Source organism: Lysobacter arenosi, from assembly GCF_016613475.2.
GTDB lineage: Bacteria > Pseudomonadota > Gammaproteobacteria > Xanthomonadales > Xanthomonadaceae > Lysobacter_J > Lysobacter_J arenosi.
The window spans coordinates 1,830,491-1,851,653 of sequence record NZ_CP071517.1 but is presented as its reverse complement, the minus strand read 5'-3'; the positions used below and the strand labels follow the sequence as shown (position 1 = coordinate 1,851,653).

At 67.0% G+C, this 21,163-nt stretch carries 17 protein-coding genes; 9 read left to right on the top strand and 8 right to left on the bottom strand.

All coding sequences use genetic code 11. The features are described from left to right. Window positions 1-10: 10 nt before the first annotated feature. From HIV01_RS08590 to HIV01_RS08570, 5 genes are all read right to left on the bottom strand, one after another. Window positions 11-2,086 (bottom strand): NADPH-dependent 2,4-dienoyl-CoA reductase, encoded by a 2,076-nt coding sequence (locus HIV01_RS08590; RefSeq protein WP_200606473.1) that lies wholly within the window; start codon window positions 2,084-2,086, stop codon window positions 11-13. A gap of 307 nt (window positions 2,087-2,393) precedes the next feature. Further along, entirely contained in the window at window positions 2,394-3,413 is a 1,020-nt protein-coding gene (locus HIV01_RS08585; RefSeq protein WP_200606470.1) for a zinc-binding alcohol dehydrogenase family protein, read from the bottom strand. A gap of 4 nt (window positions 3,414-3,417) precedes the next feature. Then, window positions 3,418-4,443, bottom strand: coding sequence for an aldo/keto reductase (locus tag HIV01_RS08580; protein WP_200606468.1), 1,026 nt, complete (start codon window positions 4,441-4,443; stop codon window positions 3,418-3,420). Between the two features lie 17 nt (window positions 4,444-4,460). Then, window positions 4,461-5,702, bottom strand: coding sequence for an SGNH/GDSL hydrolase family protein (locus HIV01_RS08575; RefSeq protein ID WP_245156956.1), 1,242 nt, complete (start codon window positions 5,700-5,702; stop codon window positions 4,461-4,463). A 93-nt stretch (window positions 5,703-5,795) separates the two neighbouring features. Then, window positions 5,796-7,070, bottom strand: a complete 1,275-nt coding sequence (locus HIV01_RS08570) for an MFS transporter (RefSeq protein ID WP_425600265.1) — start codon at window positions 7,068-7,070, stop codon at window positions 5,796-5,798. Window positions 7,071-7,177: 107 nt separating this feature from the next. Here HIV01_RS08570 and HIV01_RS08565 point away from each other — a divergent pair, with 107 nt between their 5' ends. Further along, complete coding sequence (locus HIV01_RS08565) at window positions 7,178-8,083, top strand: LysR family transcriptional regulator (protein ID WP_200606464.1); 906 nt, start codon at window positions 7,178-7,180, stop codon at window positions 8,081-8,083. Window positions 8,084-8,111: 28 nt separating this feature from the next. Here the strand turns inward: HIV01_RS08565 and HIV01_RS08560 are convergent, their stop codons facing one another. After that, entirely contained in the window at window positions 8,112-8,903 is a 792-nt protein-coding gene (locus HIV01_RS08560) for a DODA-type extradiol aromatic ring-opening family dioxygenase (RefSeq protein ID WP_200606463.1), read from the bottom strand. A gap of 160 nt (window positions 8,904-9,063) precedes the next feature. On the opposite strand from HIV01_RS08560, the gene HIV01_RS08555 reads away from it, so the two are divergent. From HIV01_RS08555 to HIV01_RS18330, 6 genes are all read left to right on the top strand, one after another. Then, complete coding sequence (locus tag HIV01_RS08555; RefSeq protein ID WP_200606462.1) at window positions 9,064-10,518, top strand: bifunctional 2-methylcitrate dehydratase/aconitate hydratase; 1,455 nt, start codon at window positions 9,064-9,066, stop codon at window positions 10,516-10,518. A gap of 174 nt (window positions 10,519-10,692) precedes the next feature. Beyond that, a complete protein-coding gene (locus HIV01_RS08550; protein WP_200606461.1) occupies window positions 10,693-11,796 on the top strand; it encodes an OmpA family protein in 1,104 nt (367 codons plus the stop codon). Between the two features lie 276 nt (window positions 11,797-12,072). Next, window positions 12,073-13,152, top strand: coding sequence for an OmpA family protein (locus HIV01_RS08545; protein WP_207527146.1), 1,080 nt, complete (start codon window positions 12,073-12,075; stop codon window positions 13,150-13,152). A 242-nt stretch (window positions 13,153-13,394) separates the two neighbouring features. Further along, window positions 13,395-13,919 (top strand): hypothetical protein, encoded by a 525-nt coding sequence (locus tag HIV01_RS08540; RefSeq protein WP_245156955.1) that lies wholly within the window; start codon window positions 13,395-13,397, stop codon window positions 13,917-13,919. A 112-nt stretch (window positions 13,920-14,031) separates the two neighbouring features. After that, on the top strand, window positions 14,032-14,775 hold the full coding sequence (locus HIV01_RS08535; RefSeq protein WP_425600264.1) for a pseudouridine synthase: 744 nt from the start codon (window positions 14,032-14,034) through the stop codon (window positions 14,773-14,775). A 116-nt stretch (window positions 14,776-14,891) separates the two neighbouring features. Continuing rightward, complete coding sequence (locus HIV01_RS18330) at window positions 14,892-15,332, top strand: hypothetical protein (RefSeq protein WP_200606457.1); 441 nt, start codon at window positions 14,892-14,894, stop codon at window positions 15,330-15,332. A gap of 109 nt (window positions 15,333-15,441) precedes the next feature. Here HIV01_RS18330 and kbl read toward each other — a convergent pair whose 3' ends face one another. Next, window positions 15,442-16,647, bottom strand: coding sequence for a glycine C-acetyltransferase (kbl, locus tag HIV01_RS08525; RefSeq protein WP_200606455.1), 1,206 nt, complete (start codon window positions 16,645-16,647; stop codon window positions 15,442-15,444). Between the two features lie 321 nt (window positions 16,648-16,968). Here kbl and HIV01_RS08520 point away from each other — a divergent pair, with 321 nt between their 5' ends. Next, the gene (locus HIV01_RS08520) at window positions 16,969-17,643 is read left to right on the top strand and encodes a hypothetical protein (protein WP_200606454.1); all 675 of its coding nucleotides are present in this window, start codon (window positions 16,969-16,971) and stop codon (window positions 17,641-17,643) included. Window positions 17,644-17,689: 46 nt separating this feature from the next. Here the strand turns inward: HIV01_RS08520 and tdh are convergent, their stop codons facing one another. Then, window positions 17,690-18,724 carry an L-threonine 3-dehydrogenase gene (gene tdh / locus HIV01_RS08515; RefSeq protein WP_200606451.1) on the bottom strand — a complete coding sequence of 345 codons (1,035 nt, stop codon included), beginning with the start codon at window positions 18,722-18,724 and terminating at the stop codon, window positions 17,690-17,692. A 135-nt stretch (window positions 18,725-18,859) separates the two neighbouring features. On the opposite strand from tdh, the gene HIV01_RS08510 reads away from it, so the two are divergent. Beyond that, window positions 18,860-21,043, top strand: coding sequence for a S46 family peptidase (locus HIV01_RS08510; protein ID WP_245156954.1), 2,184 nt, complete (start codon window positions 18,860-18,862; stop codon window positions 21,041-21,043). Window positions 21,044-21,163 lie beyond the last annotated feature (120 nt).

The window sequence follows — 21,163 nt, the reverse complement described above, 5'->3', positions numbered from 1 at the left end:
GCGACGCCTGTCACAGCGTCGCGGCGAGCCGCGAGGCCTGCGCGATGGCGCGTTTTGCGTCGAGTTCGGCGGCCACATCGGCCCCTCCGATCACATGAGTCACCTTGCCGGTGCCCCCCAATTGACCCTCCAGCGGCTTGAACGGCTCCTGACCCGCGCAGATCACCACGTGGTCGACCGGCAGGGTCTGCTCGCTGCCGTCGACCCGGATGTGCAGGCCCTCGTCGTCGACCCCGAGGTACTCCACCCCGCCCAGCATCCGGACCTTCCTGGCCTTGAGCGTGGCGCGGTGGATCCAGCCGGTGGTCTTGCCTAGGCGGGCGCCCGGGCGGCCGGGGCTGCGTTGCAGCAGCCAGACCTCGCGCGCGGGCGGCTCTGGTTGCGCCGGGGCCAGGCCGCCACGGGCGGCTGCGTCGTAGCCCAGGTTGACGCCCCACTCGGAGCGCCAGCGGGCCGCGTCGACGGCATCGGGGTCGGCCGGGCCGGGGTGGTGCACCAGGAACTCGGCAACGTCGAAGCCGATGCCGCCGGCGCCGATCAGGGCGACCTTGCGCCCCGGCACGACCCGGCCACTGATGACATCCAGGTAGCTGACCACCTTGGGGTGGTCGGCGCCGGCAAAGTCGACCTGGCGCGGGCGGATGCCGGTGGCCAGCACGACGTCGTCGAAGCCGGCGAGGGCGTCCGCATCGGCGCGGGTGTCCAGACGCAGCTCGACGCCGGTCTGCTCGATGCGGCGAGCGAAGTAGCGCAGGGTCTCGTGGAACTCTTCCTTGCCCGGGATGCGCTTGGCCAGGTTGAACTGGCCGCCGATCTCGCTGCCTGCTTCGAACAGGGTGACGCGATGGCCGCGCTCGGCGGCGACCGTAGCGCAGGCGAGACCGGCCGGGCCGGCGCCGACGACGGCGATGCGACGCGGCGACGTGGTCGGCGTGTAGTTGAGTTCGGTCTCGGCGCAGGCGCGCGGATTGACCAGGCAGCTGGCGGTCTTGTTCTCGAACACATGGTCCAGGCACGCCTGGTTGCAGGCGATGCAGGTGTTGATGTCGTTGGCGCGCTGCTCGCGCGCTTTGTTGACCCACTGCGGGTCTGCCAATAGCGGTCGCGCCATCGACACCATGTCGGCGTCGCCGCTGGCCAGTACGCGCTCGGCGACGTGCGGCATGTTGATGCGGTTGGTGGTGATCAGCGGCAGCGTCACGTGCGGCTTCAGTCGGCCGGTGATGCCGGTAAACGCGGCGCGCGGCACCGACGTGGCGATGGTGGGAATGCGTGCTTCGTGCCAGCCGATGCCGGTGTTGATCAACGTTGCGCCGGCAGCCTCGATCGCCTTCGCCTGCTGCACGACTTCATCCCATGCCAGGCCTTCGTCGACGAGGTCGAGCATCGACAGGCGATAGACGATGATGAAATCCGGACCGCATGCCTCGCGGATGCGACGCACGATCTCGACGGCGAAGCGCATGCGCTTGTTGGCGTCGCCGCCCCAGGCGTCGTTGCGCTTGTTGGTGCGCGGGGCGGTGAACTGGTTGAGCAGGTAGCCTTCCGAGCCCATCACTTCCACGCCGTCGTAGCCGCCTTCGCGGGCGAGCTGTGCGGTGCGGACGAAGGCGCGGATCTGGCGTTCGACGCCGCCGGCCGACAGGGCGCGCGGGGTGAACGGATTGATCGGGGCTTTCAGTTTGCTCGGTGCCACTTGCAGCGGGCTGTAGCCGTAGCGGCCGGCGTGCAGGATCTGCAGGCAGATGCGACCGCCGTGGCCGTGCACGGCGCTGGTGACCTGGCGGTGGCGGCGCACTTCCCACGGCCAGCGCAGGGTGCCGCCGAAGGGCTTGAGCCAGCCGGCCAGGTTGGGCGAGAAGCCGCCGGTGACGATCAGGCCGACGCCGCCGGCGGCGCGTTCGCCAAAGTAGGCTGCCAGCTTCGGGAAGTCGGCGGCCTTGTCCTCCAGCCCGGTGTGCATCGAGCCCATCAGCACGCGGTTGCGCAGGGTGCAGAAGCCCAGGTCGAGGGGCTCGAACAGGCGTGGGTAGAGCGGGTGCGGGGTGGCGGTGCTTTCGAAGCTCAGGGGGCTGGCGGCCGTCATGGCGAATACGCTGGCGTACGGAAGCGGCACCATGCCGGGAAAGCGGGCTGGCGGCAAGCGGTGCATCGGGCTTCCGTCTGCGGGGTGGCGCCGGGCTTGCGCTTTCGTCTGCGGGTCGGCGTCGTCCGCCGCGCCGGGGATTGCTCCGCCCCTTAGTCAGACATCCTGTCTGATGCGGGGCGCGGGACATCCATGTCCCGCTGCTGCGCAATCCCCGTCCCGGCGGACGACGCTTCGGCAATTCATTGCCCGGTCTTCGTCCTTTAGCCGTCATCCCCGCGCAGGCGGGGCCCAGTGTCGTTGCTTGTCACCAGCCCGACAGCACCAGCTTCCCGATCGTCGCACCCGATTCCAGGCGCCGATGCGCCTCGCGCAGATTGGCCGCGTTGATCGGGCTGAGCGCGTCGTGCTGCGTGCCGCGCAGTTCGCCACTGTCGATCAGCGCCGCGACACGGTCGAGGATGCGGCCCTGTTCGTCCATGTCGGCGGTGCGGAAGCGCGTGCGGGCGAACATCATTTCCCAGTGAATGCCGATGCACTTGGCCTTGTACGGGTCGCCGAGGCGAAGCGGCTCGGACGGCTCGACGATCAGGCCGACGTGTCCGAGAGGTGCGAGCAGTTCGCCCAGCACGTCCCAGTAGCGGGCTGTATCGGCGAGGTTGAGCGCGGCGTCGATCGTGGGGAAGCCCAGCGCGGCCAGCTGCGGCGGCAACGGCTGGCGGTGATCGATGACGTGGTGGGCGCCCATCGCCTTGCACCATTCGATGGTTTCACTGCGCGATGCGGTGGCGATCACGGTGAAGCCGGCGCGGCGGGCGAGCTGGATGGCGATCGATCCGACGCCGCCGGCGCCGGCGATGATCAGCAGCGATTTGCGGTTGCCGCCGCTTTCGCTGTCGAACGGCATGCGCTGGAACAACAACTCCCATGCAGTCAGCGCGGTCAGCGGCAGTGCCGCTGCCTGCGCGGAATCGAGCGACTTTGGCGCGTGGCCGACCACGCGCTCGTCCACCAGTTGCAGTTGCGCGTTGCTGCCGGCGCGCGTGATGTCGCCGGCGTAATAGACGCGATCGCCGGGACGGAAGCGGCTGACGTTCTCGCCGATGGCTTCGACCACGCCGGCAGCGTCGTAGCCGAGCACCTTGGGTTGTGCTTCCACTTGCGGCTTGGGCGAGCGCACCTTCGTGTCGACCGGGTTGACCGAGATGGCTTCGACGCGAACGAGCAGGTCGTGGCCGGTCGGCGCGGCAGGATCGGGAAGGTCGGCATCGACCAGCGATTGCGGATCGTCGATGGGCAGGTAATGCGTGAGGGCGATGGCTTTCATGGAGTCAGACCGGCGACGGATTGCGCTCGGCGAAACCGGCCTGGTGCCAGTACGGATACGCCGCCGTCGAAGCGCTCGCTTCGTCGAGCGAGGCGACCTGTTCGGGCGTCAGGCTCCAGCCGACCGCGCCGAGGTTCTGCCGCAGCTGCTCCTCGGTGCGTGCGCCGATCACCACGGTCGATACCGTCGGACGTTGCAGCAACCAGTTCAACGCGATCTGCGGCACGGTCTTGCCGGTCTCGGCGGCAATGGCGTCGAGTGCATCGACGACGCGGTACAGGCGCTCCTCGTCGACCGGCGGGCCGTAGTCGGCGGTGGCCGACAGGCGGGTCACGTCCGGTCGCGGCTGGCCGCGGCGGATCTTGCCGGTGAGGCGGCCCCAGCCGAGCGGGCTCCACACCACCGCGCCCACGCCCTGGTCGATGCCGAGCGGCATCAGTTCCCATTCGTAGTCGCGACCGATCAGCGAGTAGTACGTCTGGTTGGCGACATAGCGCGACCAGCCATGGCGGTCGGCGGTCGCCAGCGATTTCATCAGGTGCCAGCCGGAGAAGTTCGATACACCCAGGTAACGGATCTTGCCGGCGCGGACCATGTCGTCGAGCGTCGACAGCGTTTCCTCGATCGGCGTGCGTGCGTCGAAGCCGTGCAACTGGAACAGGTCGATGTAGTCGGTGCCCAGCCGCTTGAGCGCGGCATCGACGGTGTTGATCAGGTGGAATCGCGACGAGCCGACGTTGTTGGGGCCGTCGTCGAAGCGGAAGGTGGCCTTGGTCGAGATCAGCACCTTGTCGCGGCGGTTCTTGATCGCCGCGCCGAGGATGCTTTCGGCCAGGCCGCCGGAGTAGACGTCGGCGCTGTCGAACATGTTGAGGCCGGCGTCGAGGCAGATATCGACCAGGCGCGTGGCCTCGGCGATGTCGGTGTTGCCCCACGAGCCAAACAGTTCACCCTTGCCGCCGAAGGTGCCGGTGCCGAAGCTCAGCGCGGGCACGCGAAAGCCGGATTTGCCGAGAAAGCGATAGTCCATCGTTGCGGTTCCTGAAGTCAGTGTTCGTGGGAAACAAGTGCGGGTGCGGTAGTGGCCACTGCCGGTTCGTCGCCGAGCAGGGCACGCAGGTCGATCGAGTCGGCCATCACCTGGTATCCGGCATCGCCGGGATGGAGATGGTCGCCCGAGTCATAGGCGGGCAGGAAACGTGCCGGATGCGACGGGTCGCGGGTGACCGCGTCGAAGTCCAGCACCGCGTCGAACTCGCCGCTGTCGCGGATCCAGGTGTTGACGGCCTGGCGCACGCGTTCCTTGTCGGCGCCGTAGTAGCCGCGCATCGGAGTGTCCTGCAAGGCACCTTCAAACGGCGTCAGGGTCGCACCGACGATGCGCACGCCGCGTGTATGTGCGCGGGCGATCAGCTGGCGGTAGCCGGCGATCAGGTCTTCGGCGCGTGCGGCCGGATCGGTCGGCGCGAACGCGGTGCCGTTCCAGGCGATGTCGTTGATGCCGATGAAGACCACGGCTGTCGCCACGCCTGGCTGCGCCAGCACGTCGCGATCGAAACGGGCCAGCGCGTTGCTGCCCATCTTGTCCTGCAGCAGGCGCGCACCGGAGATGCCGGCATTGAGCACGGCGACGTCCTGGCCGGCCAGGCGACGGGCGAGGAAGTCGGGCCAGCGGCGGTTCTGGTCCACGGTAGACATGTTGCCGTCGGTGATCGAATCGCCCAGTGCGACCACGCTGCGTGTAGCCGCCGGGGCTTGCACCTGTACGGCCGACAGGAACACGCGCGTGCTCAGCGTGCTCTCGGCTTTGAACGCGGCTGCACCGGTCTGGTCGCCTGCGCCGACGTGGGTGGTCTGGCGCGCATCCCAGTGGAACGTCGCCGGTGGCGTCGGCTCGGGCAGGTACAGGCTCACCGAGACGTCAGCCAGCGCAGGCACGTCCAGTTCGACCGGGTCGCTGAGCATAGGAGCGCCCGGCGGAATGACCACCGACGACTTGCCACCGAACGTCAGTGCGCGATCGCTCGCCGCGACGATGCGATCATCGCGCTGGCTGCGTGCAATGCGCGCCGCGCCAATCCGCAATGGCTTGCTGCCGTACTCATTCGAAAGCAGCACGCGCACGCGCGGTCCGCCGATGCTCACGCGTGCGCTCTGTCGCACCGTCTGGTTCCACAGGTGATACGGAACATTGGTGGGCAGCACGAAATCGCCTGCCCACAACGGCTGCGGGCTCGCGGTCCAGGTGGTGGTCCACTGCGTTGCCTCTTCGCCCGCGCGTGCCGGCAACGGTGTGGCGGTAGCTGCGAGCAGCAGCGCGGCGAGCAGGGTGGGGGGAGACGATGTGGTTCATGGCACGCAATTCCTTCGCGAGTGGTTGAGTCAGGAGCGTTCGGGCACGCAATCTGCAGGCAATGCGGCGTCGCGATCACGCGCGCTTTCCAATCGCACGCTCCACAGTGCGACGGCCAGTCCCGCGACAGTCACCGCCGCTGCCGCCCACGTCACTGCCTCCAGGCCGGGGCCGCGTTCGATGACCACGCCGCCAAGCCACGCGCCCATGGCATTGCCAAGGTTGAAGGCGGCGATGTTGAAGCTCGATGCCAGGTTCTCGCCGGCACCGGAGGCATGGCGCAACACGCGCAGTTGCAGCGGCGAGACGGTGGCGAACGCAGCGATGCCCAGTGCGGTGACGAAAGCGACGATGGCGAACTGGTTGTGCAGGGCGAAGCTCATCAGGCCCAGCACGATGGCGAGCGCGGCGAGTGTGCCCAGCAACGCCGGCGTTGGCTTGCGATCGGCGAGATGGCCGCCGAGCAGGTTGCCCACCACCATGCCGGCACCGAACAGCAACAGGATCGGCGAGACGGCGCTTTCGGAGAATCCGGCCAGGCTGGTCAGCAGCGGCTGGATGTAGGTGATCACCACGAACACGCCGGCGAAGCCGAGCATCGTCATCAGCAATCCCAGCAGGACCTGCGGACGCACGATCGTGCGCAGTTCATCACGCACCGCGACCGGCGCCTGCGCCTCGCGGCTGCGCGGCACCAGCAGTGCGATCACCAGCAGCGAGACCACGCCGACCAGGCTCATGGCCCAGAAGGTCGAACGCCAACCCAGGTGCAACCCAAGCCAGGCACCGGCCGGCATGCCCAGCAGCGTCGCCAGGGTCAGGCCCGAGAACATGATGGAAATGGCCGAGGCCTTGCGGTCGGCCGGCACCAGGCCGGTCGCGACCACCGCACCGACACCGAAGAACGTGCCGTGGGTCAGCGAGGTCAGCACGCGCGCGGCCATCAGCGTGGTGTAGTCCGGCGCCAGCGCACAGGCGGCATTGCCGATCGTGTAGATCGCCATCAGCGCCAGCAGCACCGCCTTGCGCGGCATGCGCCGGGTCAGCAGGGTCAGCACCGGCGCACCGACGAACACGCCCAGCGCGTAGCCCGACACCAGCATGCCGGCGGCGGCGATGGAGACCTGCAGGTCGGCGGCGACCTGCAGCAGCAGGCCCATGATCACGAACTCGGCGCAGCCGATGCCGAACGAGCCGGCGGTCAGGGCGTACAGCGCCACCGGCATGCGGCCGGAGGCCGGGGCGGGAAGGGCTGGCTTGGAAAGGGCTGGCTTGGAGCGGGATGGGGCGGTGGCGAGGGCCATGCTGCGGCGTCCACTCGGGAAGAAGGGAGGTGCGCAGGCTAGGCCGTTGCATATTCCGCAAAAACCGCCAAGATGGCTAAGCAGTTTCAACCAAACGTTGAGAATCAGTGGATCGCATCGGCGATATCAGCCTGTTCCTGCGCGTGCTCGACCTGGGCTCGATCAGCGCCGCCGCCCGCAGCCTCGATCTGTCGGTCGCCGTCGCCAGCCAGCGCCTCAAGCGGCTGGAGCGGGACCTGGGGGTACGCCTGCTGCACCGGACCACGCGCCGGCTGCACGCGACCCCTGAGGGCGCTGCGCTGGCCGAGCAGGGGCGGGCGCTGGTGGAGGACCTTGAGGCGCTGACCAGCAGCCTGGGCCTGGGCGGCAGCGAGATCGCCGGGACCCTGCGGGTGACGACCTCGGCCTCGTTCGGACGTTTATATGTATCGCCGCTGGTGCCGGAGTTCCTCGAGCGCCATCCGCGCGTGCGGCTGAGCCTGAACCTGAACGACCAGATGGTCGACCTGGTCAGCTCCGGGTTCGACCTGGCGATCCGGATCGGTGAGCTGGCGGACTCCAACCTGGTTGCGCGCAGGCTCGCGCCGAACCGGCGGGTGCTGTGTGCATCGCCCGACTACCTGCGCCGGCGCGGCACGCCGCGCACGCCGCAGGACCTGGTCGAGCACGACTGCGTGATGCTGGTCGGCAGCCAGGGACGGCAGGACGTGTGGCGGATGAGCGACGGTGCCGGCGGCGAAGTCGCGGTGCGCGTGCATGGCCGCATCGAAAGCAATTACGGCGAAGTCGTGCGCGATGCCGCCGTCGCCGGACTCGGCATCGCCCTGCATTCGACCTGGCACGCGTCGGATGACCTGCGCAGCGGTCGCCTGCAGGTGTTGCTTGCCGACTATCCGCTGGCCGAGACCGGCATCTACGCGGTAATGCCGCAACGGCGCCTGGTGCCGCCGCGCGTGCGCGCGTTCGTCGACTTCATGGAAGAGCGGTTGGCGCAGGTGTTGCCGCAGGTCTGACGGTCAACCCAGGCCGCATGCATCGCATTCAATCGAATGCGAATGCATCCAGCGCCAGCGAGCCCAGCTGGTGCGATCGATGGATCGCGCGGACGCTGGGCGTGTCGCCCGCAGCGCCCAGTGCGACGAACAGCGGCATCAGGTGTTCGACCGTGGGATGCGCGTGCTGTGCGTGCGGCGCGCGCTGTTGCCAGTCCAGCAGGGCCGGCCAGTCGTGCGCGGCAAGCATCGTGTGCATCCAGTCGCCGAATTCCTGCGCCCACGGTGCCAGCGCCGCCTGCGGATGCTTCCAGTCGAGGTCGCCCAGGTTGTGGACGAAGCCGCCCGATCCGATCACCAGCACGCCTTCATCGCGCAGCGGTGCCAGCGCCTGGCCGAGTGCGAAATGCTGCGCAGCGTCGCCGTGCGGCATCACGGATACCGGCACCACCGGCACATCGGCATCGGGATACATCCGCAGCATCGGCACCCAGACGCCATGGTCGAGGCCGTGGTTCTCGCGCACGCGCGGATTGAGCCCGGCATCGGCAAGGCGTTGCGCGATCTGTTCGGCCAGGTCGGGCGCGCCAGGCGCCGGGTAGCGGATCTGGTAGAGCGGTTCGGGGAAACCGCCGAAGTCATGCACGGTGTGCGGCTGGATATGCCCGCCCACCATCGGCCGGTCGGTCATGAAATGCGCCGAGACGACCACGACCGCCCGTGGCCAAGGCAGCTGGCGGCCGAGGCCATCAAGGAAGCGGCCGGCAGGTGAATCCTCCACCGCCAGCATCGGCGAGCCATGAGAGAGGAACAGGGTCGGAAGGCGGGTAGGGGCGTCCATGCACCAAGGGTGGGCCTGTGGCGCGGCTTTTCCAAGCGCCATCCGCGTGCCGGTGCGTTCCGTAGCCAACCGCAATGCCCGATGTCGCAATTGTGCAGTGCTCACATCGAGGCCACTGCGCCCCGACGACAATGCGCGCGCACCGTCCACGGGATTGCTCATGAGCCACGCCGACCTGCGCTCCGCCGTCCGTCCACCGCCCGATGCGGCAATGGCGGACATCGCCGACTACGTCGTCGACTACCGGATCGATTCGAGCGAGGCCTACGAGACCGCCCGCTACATGCTGCTCGACTCGCTGGCCTGTGCGGCGCTGGCAATGGACCACCCCGAGTGCGTCAGGCACCTGGGACCGCTGGTGCCCGGTGCGGTGCTGCCCGGCGGCGCGCGCGTTCCGTTCACCACCTACGAACTCGACCCGGTGCAGGCCGCCTACAACATCGGCGTGCAGATCCGCTGGCTCGACTTCAACGACACCTGGCTGGCGGCGGAGTGGGGGCATCCGTCGGACAACCTGGGCACGATCCTGGCGGTGGCCGACTACCTGGGACGAAAGGATGGCGCCGCGGCGATGACCGTGCGCGACGTGCTCACCCATGCCATCAAGGCGCACGAGATCCAGGGCTGCTATGCATTGAAGAACTCCTTCAATCGCGTCGGCCTCGACCACGTTATCCTCGTGCGCCTGGCATCGACGGCCGTTGCCACCGCGATGCTCGGCGGCGGCAAGGAGCAGATCGTCAACGCCATATCGCACAGCTGGATCGACAACGGCGTGTTGCGCACCTATCGGCACGCGCCCAACACCGGGCCACGCAAGAGCTGGGCCGCGGGCGATGCATGCCGTCGCGCGGTCACGCATGCACTCAACGCGGTCAAGGGCGAGGTTGGATATCCCAGCGCCCTGAGCGCAACGACATGGGGATTCCAGGACGTCGCCTTCGAGGGCCAGCCATTCGAGTTCGAGCGGCCGTTCGGCAGCTACGTGATGGAGAACATCCTGTTCAAGATCAGCTACCCGGCCGAGTTCCATGCGCAGACCGCGGTGGAGTGCGCGATGCAACTGCATGCGCAGGTCGCACCGCGAATCGAACTGGACGGCGTGGAGGCGATCGAGTCGATCGTCATCCAGACCCAGCAGGCGGCGATGCGCATCATCGACAAGACCGGCCCGCTGGCGAACTACGCCGACCGCGATCATTGCCTGCAGTACATGGTCGCCGTGCCGCTGCTGTTCGGGCGCCTGCGTGCCGACGACTACGGCGACACGGTCGCGGCCGATCCGCGCATCGACGCTCTGCGTTCGCGCATGCGGGTGGAGGAAGACCCCCGTTTCACCCGTGATTATTTCGATCCCGACAAGCGGTATATCGGAAACTCCGTTCAGGTTTTCTTCAAGGACGGAACGCAGAGCGAAAAGGTTTCTGTCGATTATCCGGTCGGCCACCGGCGCCGCCGCGACGAAGGTATTCCGCTGCTGCTGGCCAAGTTTGAAGCGGCGGTTGCGGCAAAACTGCCGGAAAGGCAGGTGGCCACGCTGCTCGCGCTGGCAGCCGACCCCGGGCAATTGCTGGCCCAGCCGGTCACCCGGCTGATGGACGGCATGCGTTGCTGAATCCCGACCAATTGCCGGACGTTGGCCGGGGAACTTCCCGGTTTGTTAGATCACCGTTAACACCGCTTTCACATAGGCAAATTTAACCTCCGCCCCGATGGCGTCGTCTGGCGGCCGTCCTAAGTGGGAACCTCGCAGACGCTGTTTCCGTTTTTTGATCAAGGAGCTGGATATATGAATAAGAAACTCCTCTGCGCCGCCCTGCTGGGTGGTCTGAGTCTGGCCCAGGCTGCCAATGCGCAGGAATTCGATGATCGCTGGTATCTGACCGGCTCGGCCGGCATGAACATCCAGGACAACGATCGCGGTACGCGCAATGCGCCGTTTGGTGCGCTCGGCGTCGGCAAGTTCCTTAATCAGAACTGGTCGATCGACGGCGAGCTGAACTACCAGAACCCGAACATGGACGACAACCAGGATCTCAACTGGAGCCAGTACGGGATTTCGTTTGACGGTCGTTACCACTTCGTGGAAGAGGGCCGCAACTGGGCTCCTTACATCCTGATGGGCCTGGGCTACCAGCAGTCGGAGCAGGAGTACGACAACTTCCCCAATCCGAATTCGCCGGTGCAGCGTGACGAAGGTAACCTGGCCGCCAAGGTCGGTGTCGGCGTCCAGAGTGCCCTGTACGGCAAGCGCGCTGCGATCCGCACCGAGCTGGCCTACCGTGCCGACTTCGACGACAACGACTTCAGCACCAATGCAAGCAGTGCACCGCTCAACGACGAATCCTGGTACGGCGATCTGCTGGCTTCGGTCGGCGTCGTGATCCCGCTGGGTCCGCCGGTTGTTGCCGCTCCGCCGGCTCCGGCCGCGCCGAGCTGCGCCGACCTGGATGACGACGGTGACGGCGTCAACAACTGCGACGACAAGTGCCCGGGTTCGCAGGCCGGCCAGACCATCGGTCCGGACGGTTGCCCGGTGCCGGTGTCGATCGACCTGAAGGGCGTGAACTTCGACTTCGACAAGGCCACGCTGCGTCCGGATGCGGTTTCGATCCTGTCCGAGGCCACCGAGATCCTGAAGCGCTATCCGGAGCTGAAGGTCGAAGTCGCCGGTCACACCGACCAGTGCGGCAAGGATGCGTACAACCAGAAGCTGTCGGAGCGTCGCGCCACCACGGTGTACGACTACCTGACCAGCAATGGCGTGGACGCCGCTCGCCTCGTGGGCCCGATCGGTTACGGCGAGAGCCGTCCGCTCGAGGACATGGGCCAGGCCTTCCCGGGCTGCAAGAGCGAGAAGAACCGTCGTACCGAGCTGAACGTGCAGAACTAAAGCTCGCAACGCGGGACGCTCGGCAACGAGTTTCCCCCCGCAAAGCAATCTTCGAAGCCCGGCCTCTGGCCGGGCTTCGTCGTTATGGGACATTGCCTTATCAGATAAATTCGCAAAAAAACGTTAACCAGTATTAACAAATACAATCACGGTGTATGATCGCCGCCGTCAGTGACCCCCTTGGCCCCCGCCAAGGCCGATTCAGCTACCGCAACGCGCATGCCTGCAGTACGCCTGTATTTCCCCGTCCGTTTCTGACTGATCAAGGAGTGACACATGAAGACCCGTTTGTTGAGCACCGCCCTGCTGGCCGGCCTGGCTTTTTCCCAGGTCGCCAGCGCCCAGGAATTCGATGACCGCTGGTACCTGACCGGCACTGCCGGCATGAACATCCAGGACAACGACCGTGGCACCCGCAATGCGCCGTTCGGTGCGCTGGGCGTCGGCAAGTTCCTGAACCCGAACTGGTCGCTCGATGGCGAGCTCAACTACCAGAACCCGAACAACGACGCCAACCAGAACCTCAACTGGAGCCAGTACGGCATCTCGTTCGACCTGCGCCGCCACTTCCTGGCGGAAGGCCGCAACTGGGCGCCGTACCTGCTGATGGGCCTGGGTTACCAGCAGTCGGAAGAAGAGTTCGACTCGTTCCCGAACCCGAACTCGCCGAGCCAGCGTGACGAGGGCAACCTCGCCGCCAAGGTCGGCGTCGGCCTGCAGACCGCCCTGGGCGAGCGCGTGTCGCTGCGCACCGAGCTGGCCTACCGCGCCGATTTCGACGACGGCAGCGTTGCTGCTCCGAACGAAGACTGGTTCGGCGACATGCTGGCTTCGGTCGGCGTCGTGATCCCGCTGGGCGCCCTGCCGGTCGCTGCCGCGCCGGCTCCGGCCGCGCCGAGCTGCGCCGACCTGGACGACGACGGTGACGGCGTCAACAACTGCGACGACAAGTGCCCGGGTTCGCAGGCCGGCCAGACCATCGGTCCGGACGGTTGCCCGGTGCCGGTGTCGATCGACCTGAAGGGCGTGAACTTCGACTTCGACAAGGCCACGCTGCGTCCGGATGCGGTCTCGATCCTGTCCGAGGCCACCGAGATCCTGAAGCGCTATCCGGAGCTGAAGGTCGAAGTCGCCGGTCACACCGACCTGTGCGGCAAGGATGCGTACAACCAGAAGCTGTCGGAGCGTCGCGCCACCACGGTGTACGACTACCTGACCAGCAATGGCGTGGACGCCGCTCGCCTGGTGGGCCCGATCGGTTACGGCGAGAGCCGTCCGCTGGAGCCGACCGAGCAGACCATGCCGGCCTGCAAGAACGAGAAGAACCGTCGTACCGAGCTGAACGTGCAGAACTAAGCACGCGACGCGGGAGGCTCGGCAACGGGTTTTCCGCACAGCAATCTTCGAAGCCCGGCCTCGTGCCGGGCTTCGTCGTTTTGGAGGCGATCGCGCATCGGCGACACCACGACGACGTGATGCGCGCGTGATGCTGCTTTTCCGGCAGTTTTCGCGGTTGTCGCCAGTTGCCCCGGCGCCTACACTGCCGACGCAACCCCGCGACGTTCCGGTCGCGTGGGACGAATGGAAGGAGCCGTGCCATGCGCGCGATGATCGGTGTGTCGTTGTTGTTGCTCGCAGGAGTGGCGCAAGCGCAGTCCGCGCAATGCGGTTCGATGGCGGCACCGGCTGCGCTGCCGATCCGTCCGACCGTGGTCGCGCCGATCGCGCCGGAACTGGTCGTGCCCAGCCATCAGCTCGGTGCGCCGACCGGTGTGCTGTCGCAGGCGTTCGATGAAGCACTCGCCGTGGACCAGGTGCTGTTCCGCCTGCGCCTGGAAGGTTGCCAGGTGGCCAAGGCGCTGCCCACCGCCGCTCCGGCGAGCGCGATGCCGAGCGCGAATGATGCGGCCGCCTACAAGCCCAAGACGCAGTTCGACAACACCCCGTGGCGGTTCGACATGAACCAGAACGGCAAGAAGATGACGGCCGAAGAGTTCGATGCCTGGATGAAGGCCAAGGGCGTGCGCGTGGCCAAGGGCAAGGGCGGTGCCGTGGCACCGGCGGTAGCGGCTCCGGCACCGGTCACAGCGCCGGCTGCTCCGGTCAAGGACGAGAAGAAGTGAGTAACGCGGGGCGCATTCGCGCCCCGTTGCCTGCATCGCACCACGCGCGCTGCGCGGGTGCCTGCGCAACGTCGCCCTCGCAAGCGGGCGACATGAACCCAGCGGATCGATGATGGCGTCCACGCCTCGCCACGGCCTTGCGCGCGTGCTGTCAAAACAGGGTGTGTGTTCGCGCAGCGAAGCCGCGCGCTGGATCCAGTCCGGTCGCGTCGAAGTCGACGGTCGCGTGATCCGTGATCCGGAGTTCCCGATCGTGCAGGGGCGCCACCGTGTCGTCGTCGACGGCAGCGAGCTCGGCGAGGCGCGGCGCATCCACCTGATGCTCAACAAGCCGCGGGGCCTGGTCACCACGACCCAGGACGAGCGCGGGCGCGACACCGTCTACCGCTGCTTCGACGGTGCCGGCCTGCCGTGGCTGGCGCCGGTGGGCAGGCTCGACAAGGCCAGCGAGGGCCTGCTGCTCTTCAGCAACGACCCCGCCTGGGCGGCCCACATCACCGACCCGGATACCGGGCCGGACAAGACCTACCACGTGCAGATCGACACGCTGCCCGACGAGGCGCTGCTGGCGGCGCTCGTGGCCGGGGTGGACGAGGAAGGGGAGAGGCTGCGTGCGAGCCGGGTGAGCCTGCTGCGCAGCGGCGAGCGCAATGCCTGGCTGGAGATCGTCCTCGAGGAAGGTCGCAACCGGCAGATCCGCCGGTTGCTTGCCGCGTTCGGGATCGACGTGCTGCGCCTGGTCCGGGTCGGCATCGGCTCGCTGGCGCTGGGCGACCTGGGCAAGGGGCAATGGCGTGAACTGGGCGAGGCCGAAGTGGCCGCGCTGGCGTCCGCTCCCTGTTCATCTGATCGCTGAGATGCCGGCTTCAATGCTGCAGTGCCGGATTGTGGGCGGCATCACCCTTTTAACGTTTCCTTTGCGCGGTTTTGACGCCTACACTTCCGCCAACTTCGTCGTGGGGAGAGCGTGAGATGCGCAAGATGTCGATGGTGGTTTCGCTGCTGCTGGTGTCGGGTGTTGCCGCAGCACATACGGGTATGAATGATCGTGGCCCGGCCAGCGCCGCCCAGTCCGACGTCGCTCGTTCGGCCGTTCGCATGGATCAGGGCGTGATGGTTGCCGCCGGCAAGAAGACCAAGGCGGCCGAAGCCGCTCCGAAGGCCGAGGAAGCCAAGGCCGAAGTCGCAGCCGAATCCACGGCGCCGGGCGAGTACAAGCCCAAGACCCAGTTCGATAACACGCCGTACCGTTTCAACATGAACCAGAACGGCAAGAAGATGACGGCCGAAGAGTTCGATGCCTGGATGAAGTCGCGCGGCATCCGCGTCGCCAAGGGCGCGCCGGCTGCCGGTGCCCAGCCCGCCGCTGCACAGGGCGGTGCCCAGGTCGCGAACGAGGCCAAGGGCAAGTAAGCGCTCCACATCCTCGTCGGGATGAAAAAACAGAAGGCCGGTCAATGACCGGCCTTTTGTTTTTCTGTCGTCATCCCGGCGAACGCCGGGATCGATTCGCCCGTCGACGTCAGGCTTTCAGCACGCCCAGCTCGCGGCCAATCTTGACGAACGCCGCGATCGCCTGGTCGAGTTGCTCGCGCGTGTGCGCGGCCGAGATCTGCGTGCGGATGCGCGCCTGGCCCTGCGGCACGACCGGGAAGAAGAAGCCGATCGCATAGATGCCTTCCTCCAGCAGTCGCGACGCGAACTTCTGCGCCAGCGGTGCGTCATACAGCATCACCGGGCAGATCGGGTGCACGCCCGGCTTGATGTCGAAGCCGGCGGCAGACATCTGCTCGCGGAAGTAGGCGGTGTTGGTGGCCAGCTGCGCGCGCAGTTCGCCGGCCGAAGACAGCATCTCGAATGCCTTGATGCCGGCGGCGACGACGTGCGGCGGCAGCGAGTTGGAGAACAGGTACGGGCGCGAGCGCTGGCGCAGCATCTCGATCACTTCGCGGCGTGCGGTGGTGAAGCCGCCCAGCGCGCCGCCCATGGCCTTGCCCAGGGTGCCGGTGAAGATGTCGATCTTGTCCATCACGCCCTTCACTTCGGCCGAGCCGCGGCCGCTGGCGCCGAGGAAGCCGGTGGCGTGGCATTCGTCGATGTGCACCAGTGCGTTGTACTTCTTGGCCAGTGCGGTGATCTCGTCGAGCGGGGCGATGAAGCCGTCCATCGAGAACACGCCGTCGGTGGTGATCATCTTGGTCTTGCAGCCGGCGGCATCGGCGGCCTGCAACTGCTTCTCAAGGTCGGCCATGTCGCAGTTGGCGTAGCGGAAGCGCTTGGCCTTGCACAGGCGCACGCCGTCGATGATCGAGGCGTGGTTGAGGGCGTCGGAGATGATGGCGTCTTCTTCGCCGAGCAGCGGTTCGAACAGGCCGCCGTTGGCATCGAAGCAGGCGGCATAGAGGATCGTGTCCTCGGTCCCGAAGAAGTCGGCGATGGTCTGTTCCAGTTGCTTGTGCAGGTCCTGGGTGCCGCAGATGAAGCGCACCGAGGCCATGCCGAATCCGTGGGTGTCCAGCGCGGCCTTGGCGGCGGCGATCACGTCCGGGTGGTCGGCAAGGCCGAGGTAGTTGTTGGCGCAGAAGTTGAGCACGCTGCGGCCGTCTTCGAGGCTGATCTGCGCCGACTGCGGCGAGGTGATCACGCGCTCGGCCTTGAACAGGCCCTGGCTGCGGATGGTGTCGAGTTCTTCCGCATAGCGGGCGGTCAGGGCAGGGGAGTTCGTCATGGCGGGATTCCGTCGGAGGCAGGGCGCTGCGGCAAGCGGGCATTTTAGCCGGTGCTTCGGGTCTCGCAGGCTTTCGTGCGAAGAAGCATGGCGCTGGCTGCGGCAGGGCGCCGTCCGCCGGGCTGGGGATTGCTCCGCCCCTTAGTCGGACATCCTGTCCGATGCGGGGCGCGGGACATCCATGTCCCGCTGCGGAGCAATCCCCACCCCGTCGAACGACGCTTCGGCACTTCGTTGCCCGGTCTGCGGCTTTTGCCCCTCATCCCCGCGCAGGCGGGGACCAAGCGACGTTGCTCTGGTCAACTGGTTACCATCCGCCCCATGAGCCTGCGCATCACGCTGCCGCTGTGGCCACTGCCATTCCTGGCTGCACTGCTGCCGTTCGCGGTGAGTCACGTGGCGTGGTGGCTATCGGTGCGCGATGGGTTGATTCCCTCCTGCAATCCTTATTGGGATGGCTGCGTTTCGATAAGCCGCGCGGCGCGCTATGGGTTGGGCAACCACCTGTTCCGGATGGTGATGCTTCCAGCTGCGACGATCCAGGCGCTGTGCTGGCTGGCGGCGACCGTCTGGCTGCGGCGGCAGTGGCAGGTGCGCGTGCGGGTGCTGCCGTGGCTGGGACTGGCGGCAGGCGTGTTTCTCGGCCTGTACGCAACGTTTCTCGGCAGCGATGGCGCGATCTATCAGGTGCTGCGTCGCTACGGTGTCTATCTGTACTTCGGCTGCAGCTACATCGCGTTGATGCTGGTGCTGCATGCCTTGTCGCGACAGCTGCCGCGTCCGCGCGCGTACGCGCCGTTGCTGGCGGTCGCGATGGGTTTCCTGGCGCTGGGGGTGCTCGCGGTGGCGCTGGCGTATGCGCTGGCTGCAACGCCCTATGGCGATCGCTGGGAGAACGTGCTCGAGTGGCACGTCGGGTTGTGGCTGACCGCGATGTTCGCGGCGCTGACGTGGTGCTGGTGGCGCGATGGGCTGCGCGTGGCGCTGGTGGACTGACGGACGCCTGAGCGTCCGTCAGTCGAGTCAGATCAGTTCACGCCGATCAGTTCCAGCTAAGCACGACCTTGCCGGCCTTGCCCGATTCCATCAGTTCGAAGCCCTGCTGGAAATCGTCGATCGGCAGCTGGTGCGTGAGCACCTTGCCGAGCGGGAAACCGCCGAGCACGAGCTGCGTCATCTTGTACCAGGTCTCGTACATCTTGCGGCCGTACATGCCGTGGATGGTGAGGCCCTTGAAGATGATCTTGTCCCAGTCGGCGCCGGCGCCCTTGGGCATGATGCCCAGCATCGCGATCTTGCCGCCGTGGTACATGCAGTCGAGCATGTCGTTGAAGGCGCGCGCGTTGCCGCTCATCTCCAGGCCGACGTCGAAGCCTTCCATGTGCAGGTCGGCCATCACGTCCTTGAGCGAGGTGTTGGCGACGTTGACCACGCGCGTGGCGCCCATGTCGGCGGCCAGCTTGAGGCGGTAGTCGTTGACGTCGGTGACCACCACGTTGCGCGCGCCGATGTGCTTGCAGATGCCCGCGGCAATGATGCCGATCGGGCCGGCGCCGGTGATGAGCACGTCCTCGCCGACCACGTCGAACTCCAGCGCGCAATGCGCGGCGTTGCCGTAGGGGTCGAAGAACGCGGCCAGTTCGCTCGGGATCTGGTCCGGGATCGGCCACAGGTTGCTGGCCGGCATCACGATGTACTCGGCGAAGGCGCCGTTGCGGTTGACGCCGATGCCGACGGTGTTCGGGCACAGGTGCTGGCGGCCGGCGCGGCAGTTGCGGCAGTGGCCGCAGACGATGTGGCCTTCGGCCGACACGCGCTGGCCGATCTTGTAGCCGGTCACGCCCGGGCCGACTTCGGCGATGCGGCCGACGAACTCGTGGCCGATCACCAGGCCCGGCTTGATCGTGCGCTGGCTCCACTCGTCCCACAGGTAGATGTGCAGGTCGGTGCCGCAGATCGCGGTCTTCTCGAGCTTGATCAGGACTTCGTTCGGGCCGGGCGCGGGGATCGGCACCTCTTCCATCCAGATGCCCTTGCCAGCTTCGCGCTTGACCAGCGCTTTCATCGATTGCGTCATTGGGATCGTCCGCGGTTTGGCGGTAAAGAGACGGCAATTATACGCCGCCGACCCGGTCCGACCGGGGGGCGGGTTTGCCCGGGGCGGCAGGATTGGCCTATCGTCGCCGGCTTCCCGAGTCCTTGAATCCGATCCATGCCCCGATCCATGCCGACCATGCGCCACCGTTTGTCCGCCCTGTCCGTCTCGCTGTTGCTGGCTCTGGGAGCGGGCGCGGCCCACGCCGACGAGGGCATGTGGATGCCGTCGCAGCTGCCCGACATCGCCCGCCAGCTCAAGGCGGCCGGCTTCAAGGGCAAGCCCGGCGACTTGGCCGAGCTGGCGCGGCCGCCGATGAACGCGGTGGTCAAGGTCGGCGGCGCCAGCGGCGCGTTCGTGTCGAAGGATGGCCTGGTGCTGACCAACCACCACGTTGCCTTCGGCGTGGTCCAGTACAACTCCAAGCCGGGCCGTGACCTGATCAAGGACGGCTACATCGCCAGCGATCGCGCCGGCGAGCTTCCCGCCAATCCCGATTACCGCGTGCTGGTCACGACCGGCTTCGATCGCGTCACCGACAGCATCCTCGCCGCTGCGCGCGGCAAGCAGGGACGTGCGTACTACGACGCCGTCGACAGTGCCAGCAAGGCCGCGGTCGCCAAGTGCGAAAGCGAACCGGGTTACCGCTGCAGCATCGCCAACATGTACTACGGCACCGATTTCTATCTCGTGCGCCAGCTCGAGCTGCGCGACGTGCGCCTGGTCTATGCGCCGCCGAACGACATCGGCAACTACGGCGGCGAAGTCGACAACTTCGTCTGGCCGCGCCATGCCGGCGACTTCACCCTGCTGCGCGCCTACGTCGGCAAGGACGGCAAGCCGGCCGACTACTCCGCCGACAACGTTCCGTACGTGCCGCCGGCGCACCTGCAGGTGTCGACACGCAACGTCAAGGACGGCGACTTCGCCATGCTCGCCGGCTACCCGGGCGTCACGTTTCGTCATCGCATGGCGTCGGAGTTCGCCAACCAGATCCAGTGGCAGCTGCCGTCGCGCGTGGCGCTGTACCAGCGCATGATCGACGTGGTTGAGGCCGGTGGCAGCAAGGATGAAGCCGCACGCGTGAGCTACGCCTCGCAGGTGCGCGGCATGAAGAACACCCTCAAGCGCGCGCAGGGCGAACTCGATGGCCTGCGTCGCAGCGATGCGGCCAAGGTTCGTCGCGACGACGAGTCGGCCATGTACACCTGGCTCGACAAGCAGGCCGATGCCGCCGCCACGCGCGCCGACATCGACGCCGCCCAGGCAGTCATCGACCAGGGCGTGGCCACGCGCGAGCGCGACCAGCTGCTGGGCGCGATCCAGTCGCAGACGCAGTTGCTTCGCGCGGCTATCACGTTGCAGCGCTGGGCCGCCGAGCGTCCCAAGCCGGACGCGCAGCGCGAGACCGGCTACCAGCAGCGTGACGAAGTGCTGATCACCGGCCAGCTCAAGCAGGTGCAGCGGCGATATGCGCCGGCGATCGAAAAGGCGCTGCTGACCGAGTTGCTCACGCAGTACCAGGCGCTGCCGGTGACGCAGCGCGTGGCCGAGTTCGATGCGGTGTTCGGCACCAGGCCGGCGCAGCTGAAGACGCGGCTGGATGCGCTGTACGCAGGCACGAAGCTGGGTGACGAAGCCACGCGCCTGGGCGCGATGGAGTCCGACAGCGCCACGCTGGCCGAATCCGGCGACACGTTGCTCAAGGCCGCGGCGACGCTGCTTCCGGCGATCCAGCGCCTGGACGACGAGAGCAAGGCCAGTGCCGGCGAGTTGCTGCGCCTGCGTCCGGCCTACATGCGCGCGCTGATTGCCTTCCGCAAGTCGCAGGGTCGGGCGGTCTATCCGGATGCCAACTCGACGCTGCGCGTGAGCTATGGCCGCATCAGTGCGATGGACCCGCGCGATGGCGTGCATTACCTGCCGCTGACCACGGTCCAGGGCATCGTCGAGAAGCACACCGGCGAGGAGCCGTTCAATGCGCCGCAGCCGCTGCGTGATGCGATCGCCAAGGGCGATTTCGGCAGCACTGCCGAGCCCAGCCTGGGCACGCAGACGGTCGACCTGATGACGAATCTCGATACCACTGGCGGCAATTCCGGTTCGCCCGTGCTCGATGCGAAGGGCGACCTGATCGCCCTGAACTTCGACAGCAACTGGGAAGCGGTGAGTGCGAGCTGGATGTTCGATCCGCGCTACAAGCGCGCGATCCATGTCGACATGCGTTACCTGCGCTGGCTGCTGGCGAAGGTGTATCCGGCGCCGCATCTGCTCAAGGAAATGAACCTGCCGGCGGAATAAGGAAGTCTGGCGAACGGTGTCATGGGGCGGGCGTGCCGATATTGGCGCGCCGCCTTGCTCCAGCAAAGCTGAACGGCGGTCATGGTCCTTGCCATGGCCGCGCGGGCGCGCCAGAGGCTA

Bases quoted from the DNA above. Each gene is read 5' to 3' on its own strand.
- HIV01_RS08590 (WP_200606473.1), bottom strand. From the start codon at position 2,086: ATGACGGCCGCCAGCCCCCTGAGCTTCGAAAGCACCGCCACCCCGCAC.
- HIV01_RS08585 (WP_200606470.1), bottom strand. From the start codon at position 3,413: ATGAAAGCCATCGCCCTCACGCATTACCTGCCCATCGACGATCCGCAA.
- HIV01_RS08580 (WP_200606468.1), bottom strand. From the start codon at position 4,443: ATGGACTATCGCTTTCTCGGCAAATCCGGCTTTCGCGTGCCCGCGCTG.
- HIV01_RS08570 (WP_425600265.1), bottom strand. From the start codon at position 7,070: ATGGCCCTCGCCACCGCCCCATCCCGCTCCAAGCCAGCCCTTTCCAAG.
- HIV01_RS08560 (WP_200606463.1), bottom strand. From the start codon at position 8,903: ATGGACGCCCCTACCCGCCTTCCGACCCTGTTCCTCTCTCATGGCTCG.
- HIV01_RS08555 (WP_200606462.1), top strand. From the start codon at position 9,064: ATGAGCCACGCCGACCTGCGCTCCGCCGTCCGTCCACCGCCCGATGCG.
- HIV01_RS08550 (WP_200606461.1), top strand. From the start codon at position 10,693: ATGAATAAGAAACTCCTCTGCGCCGCCCTGCTGGGTGGTCTGAGTCTG.
- HIV01_RS08545 (WP_207527146.1), top strand. From the start codon at position 12,073: ATGAAGACCCGTTTGTTGAGCACCGCCCTGCTGGCCGGCCTGGCTTTT.
- HIV01_RS08540 (WP_245156955.1), top strand. From the start codon at position 13,395: ATGCGCGCGATGATCGGTGTGTCGTTGTTGTTGCTCGCAGGAGTGGCG.
- HIV01_RS08535 (WP_425600264.1), top strand. From the start codon at position 14,032: ATGGCGTCCACGCCTCGCCACGGCCTTGCGCGCGTGCTGTCAAAACAG.
- HIV01_RS18330 (WP_200606457.1), top strand. From the start codon at position 14,892: ATGCGCAAGATGTCGATGGTGGTTTCGCTGCTGCTGGTGTCGGGTGTT.
- kbl (WP_200606455.1), bottom strand. From the start codon at position 16,647: ATGACGAACTCCCCTGCCCTGACCGCCCGCTATGCGGAAGAACTCGAC.
- HIV01_RS08520 (WP_200606454.1), top strand. From the start codon at position 16,969: ATGAGCCTGCGCATCACGCTGCCGCTGTGGCCACTGCCATTCCTGGCT.
- tdh (WP_200606451.1), bottom strand. From the start codon at position 18,724: ATGACGCAATCGATGAAAGCGCTGGTCAAGCGCGAAGCTGGCAAGGGC.
- HIV01_RS08510 (WP_245156954.1), top strand. From the start codon at position 18,860: ATGCCCCGATCCATGCCGACCATGCGCCACCGTTTGTCCGCCCTGTCC.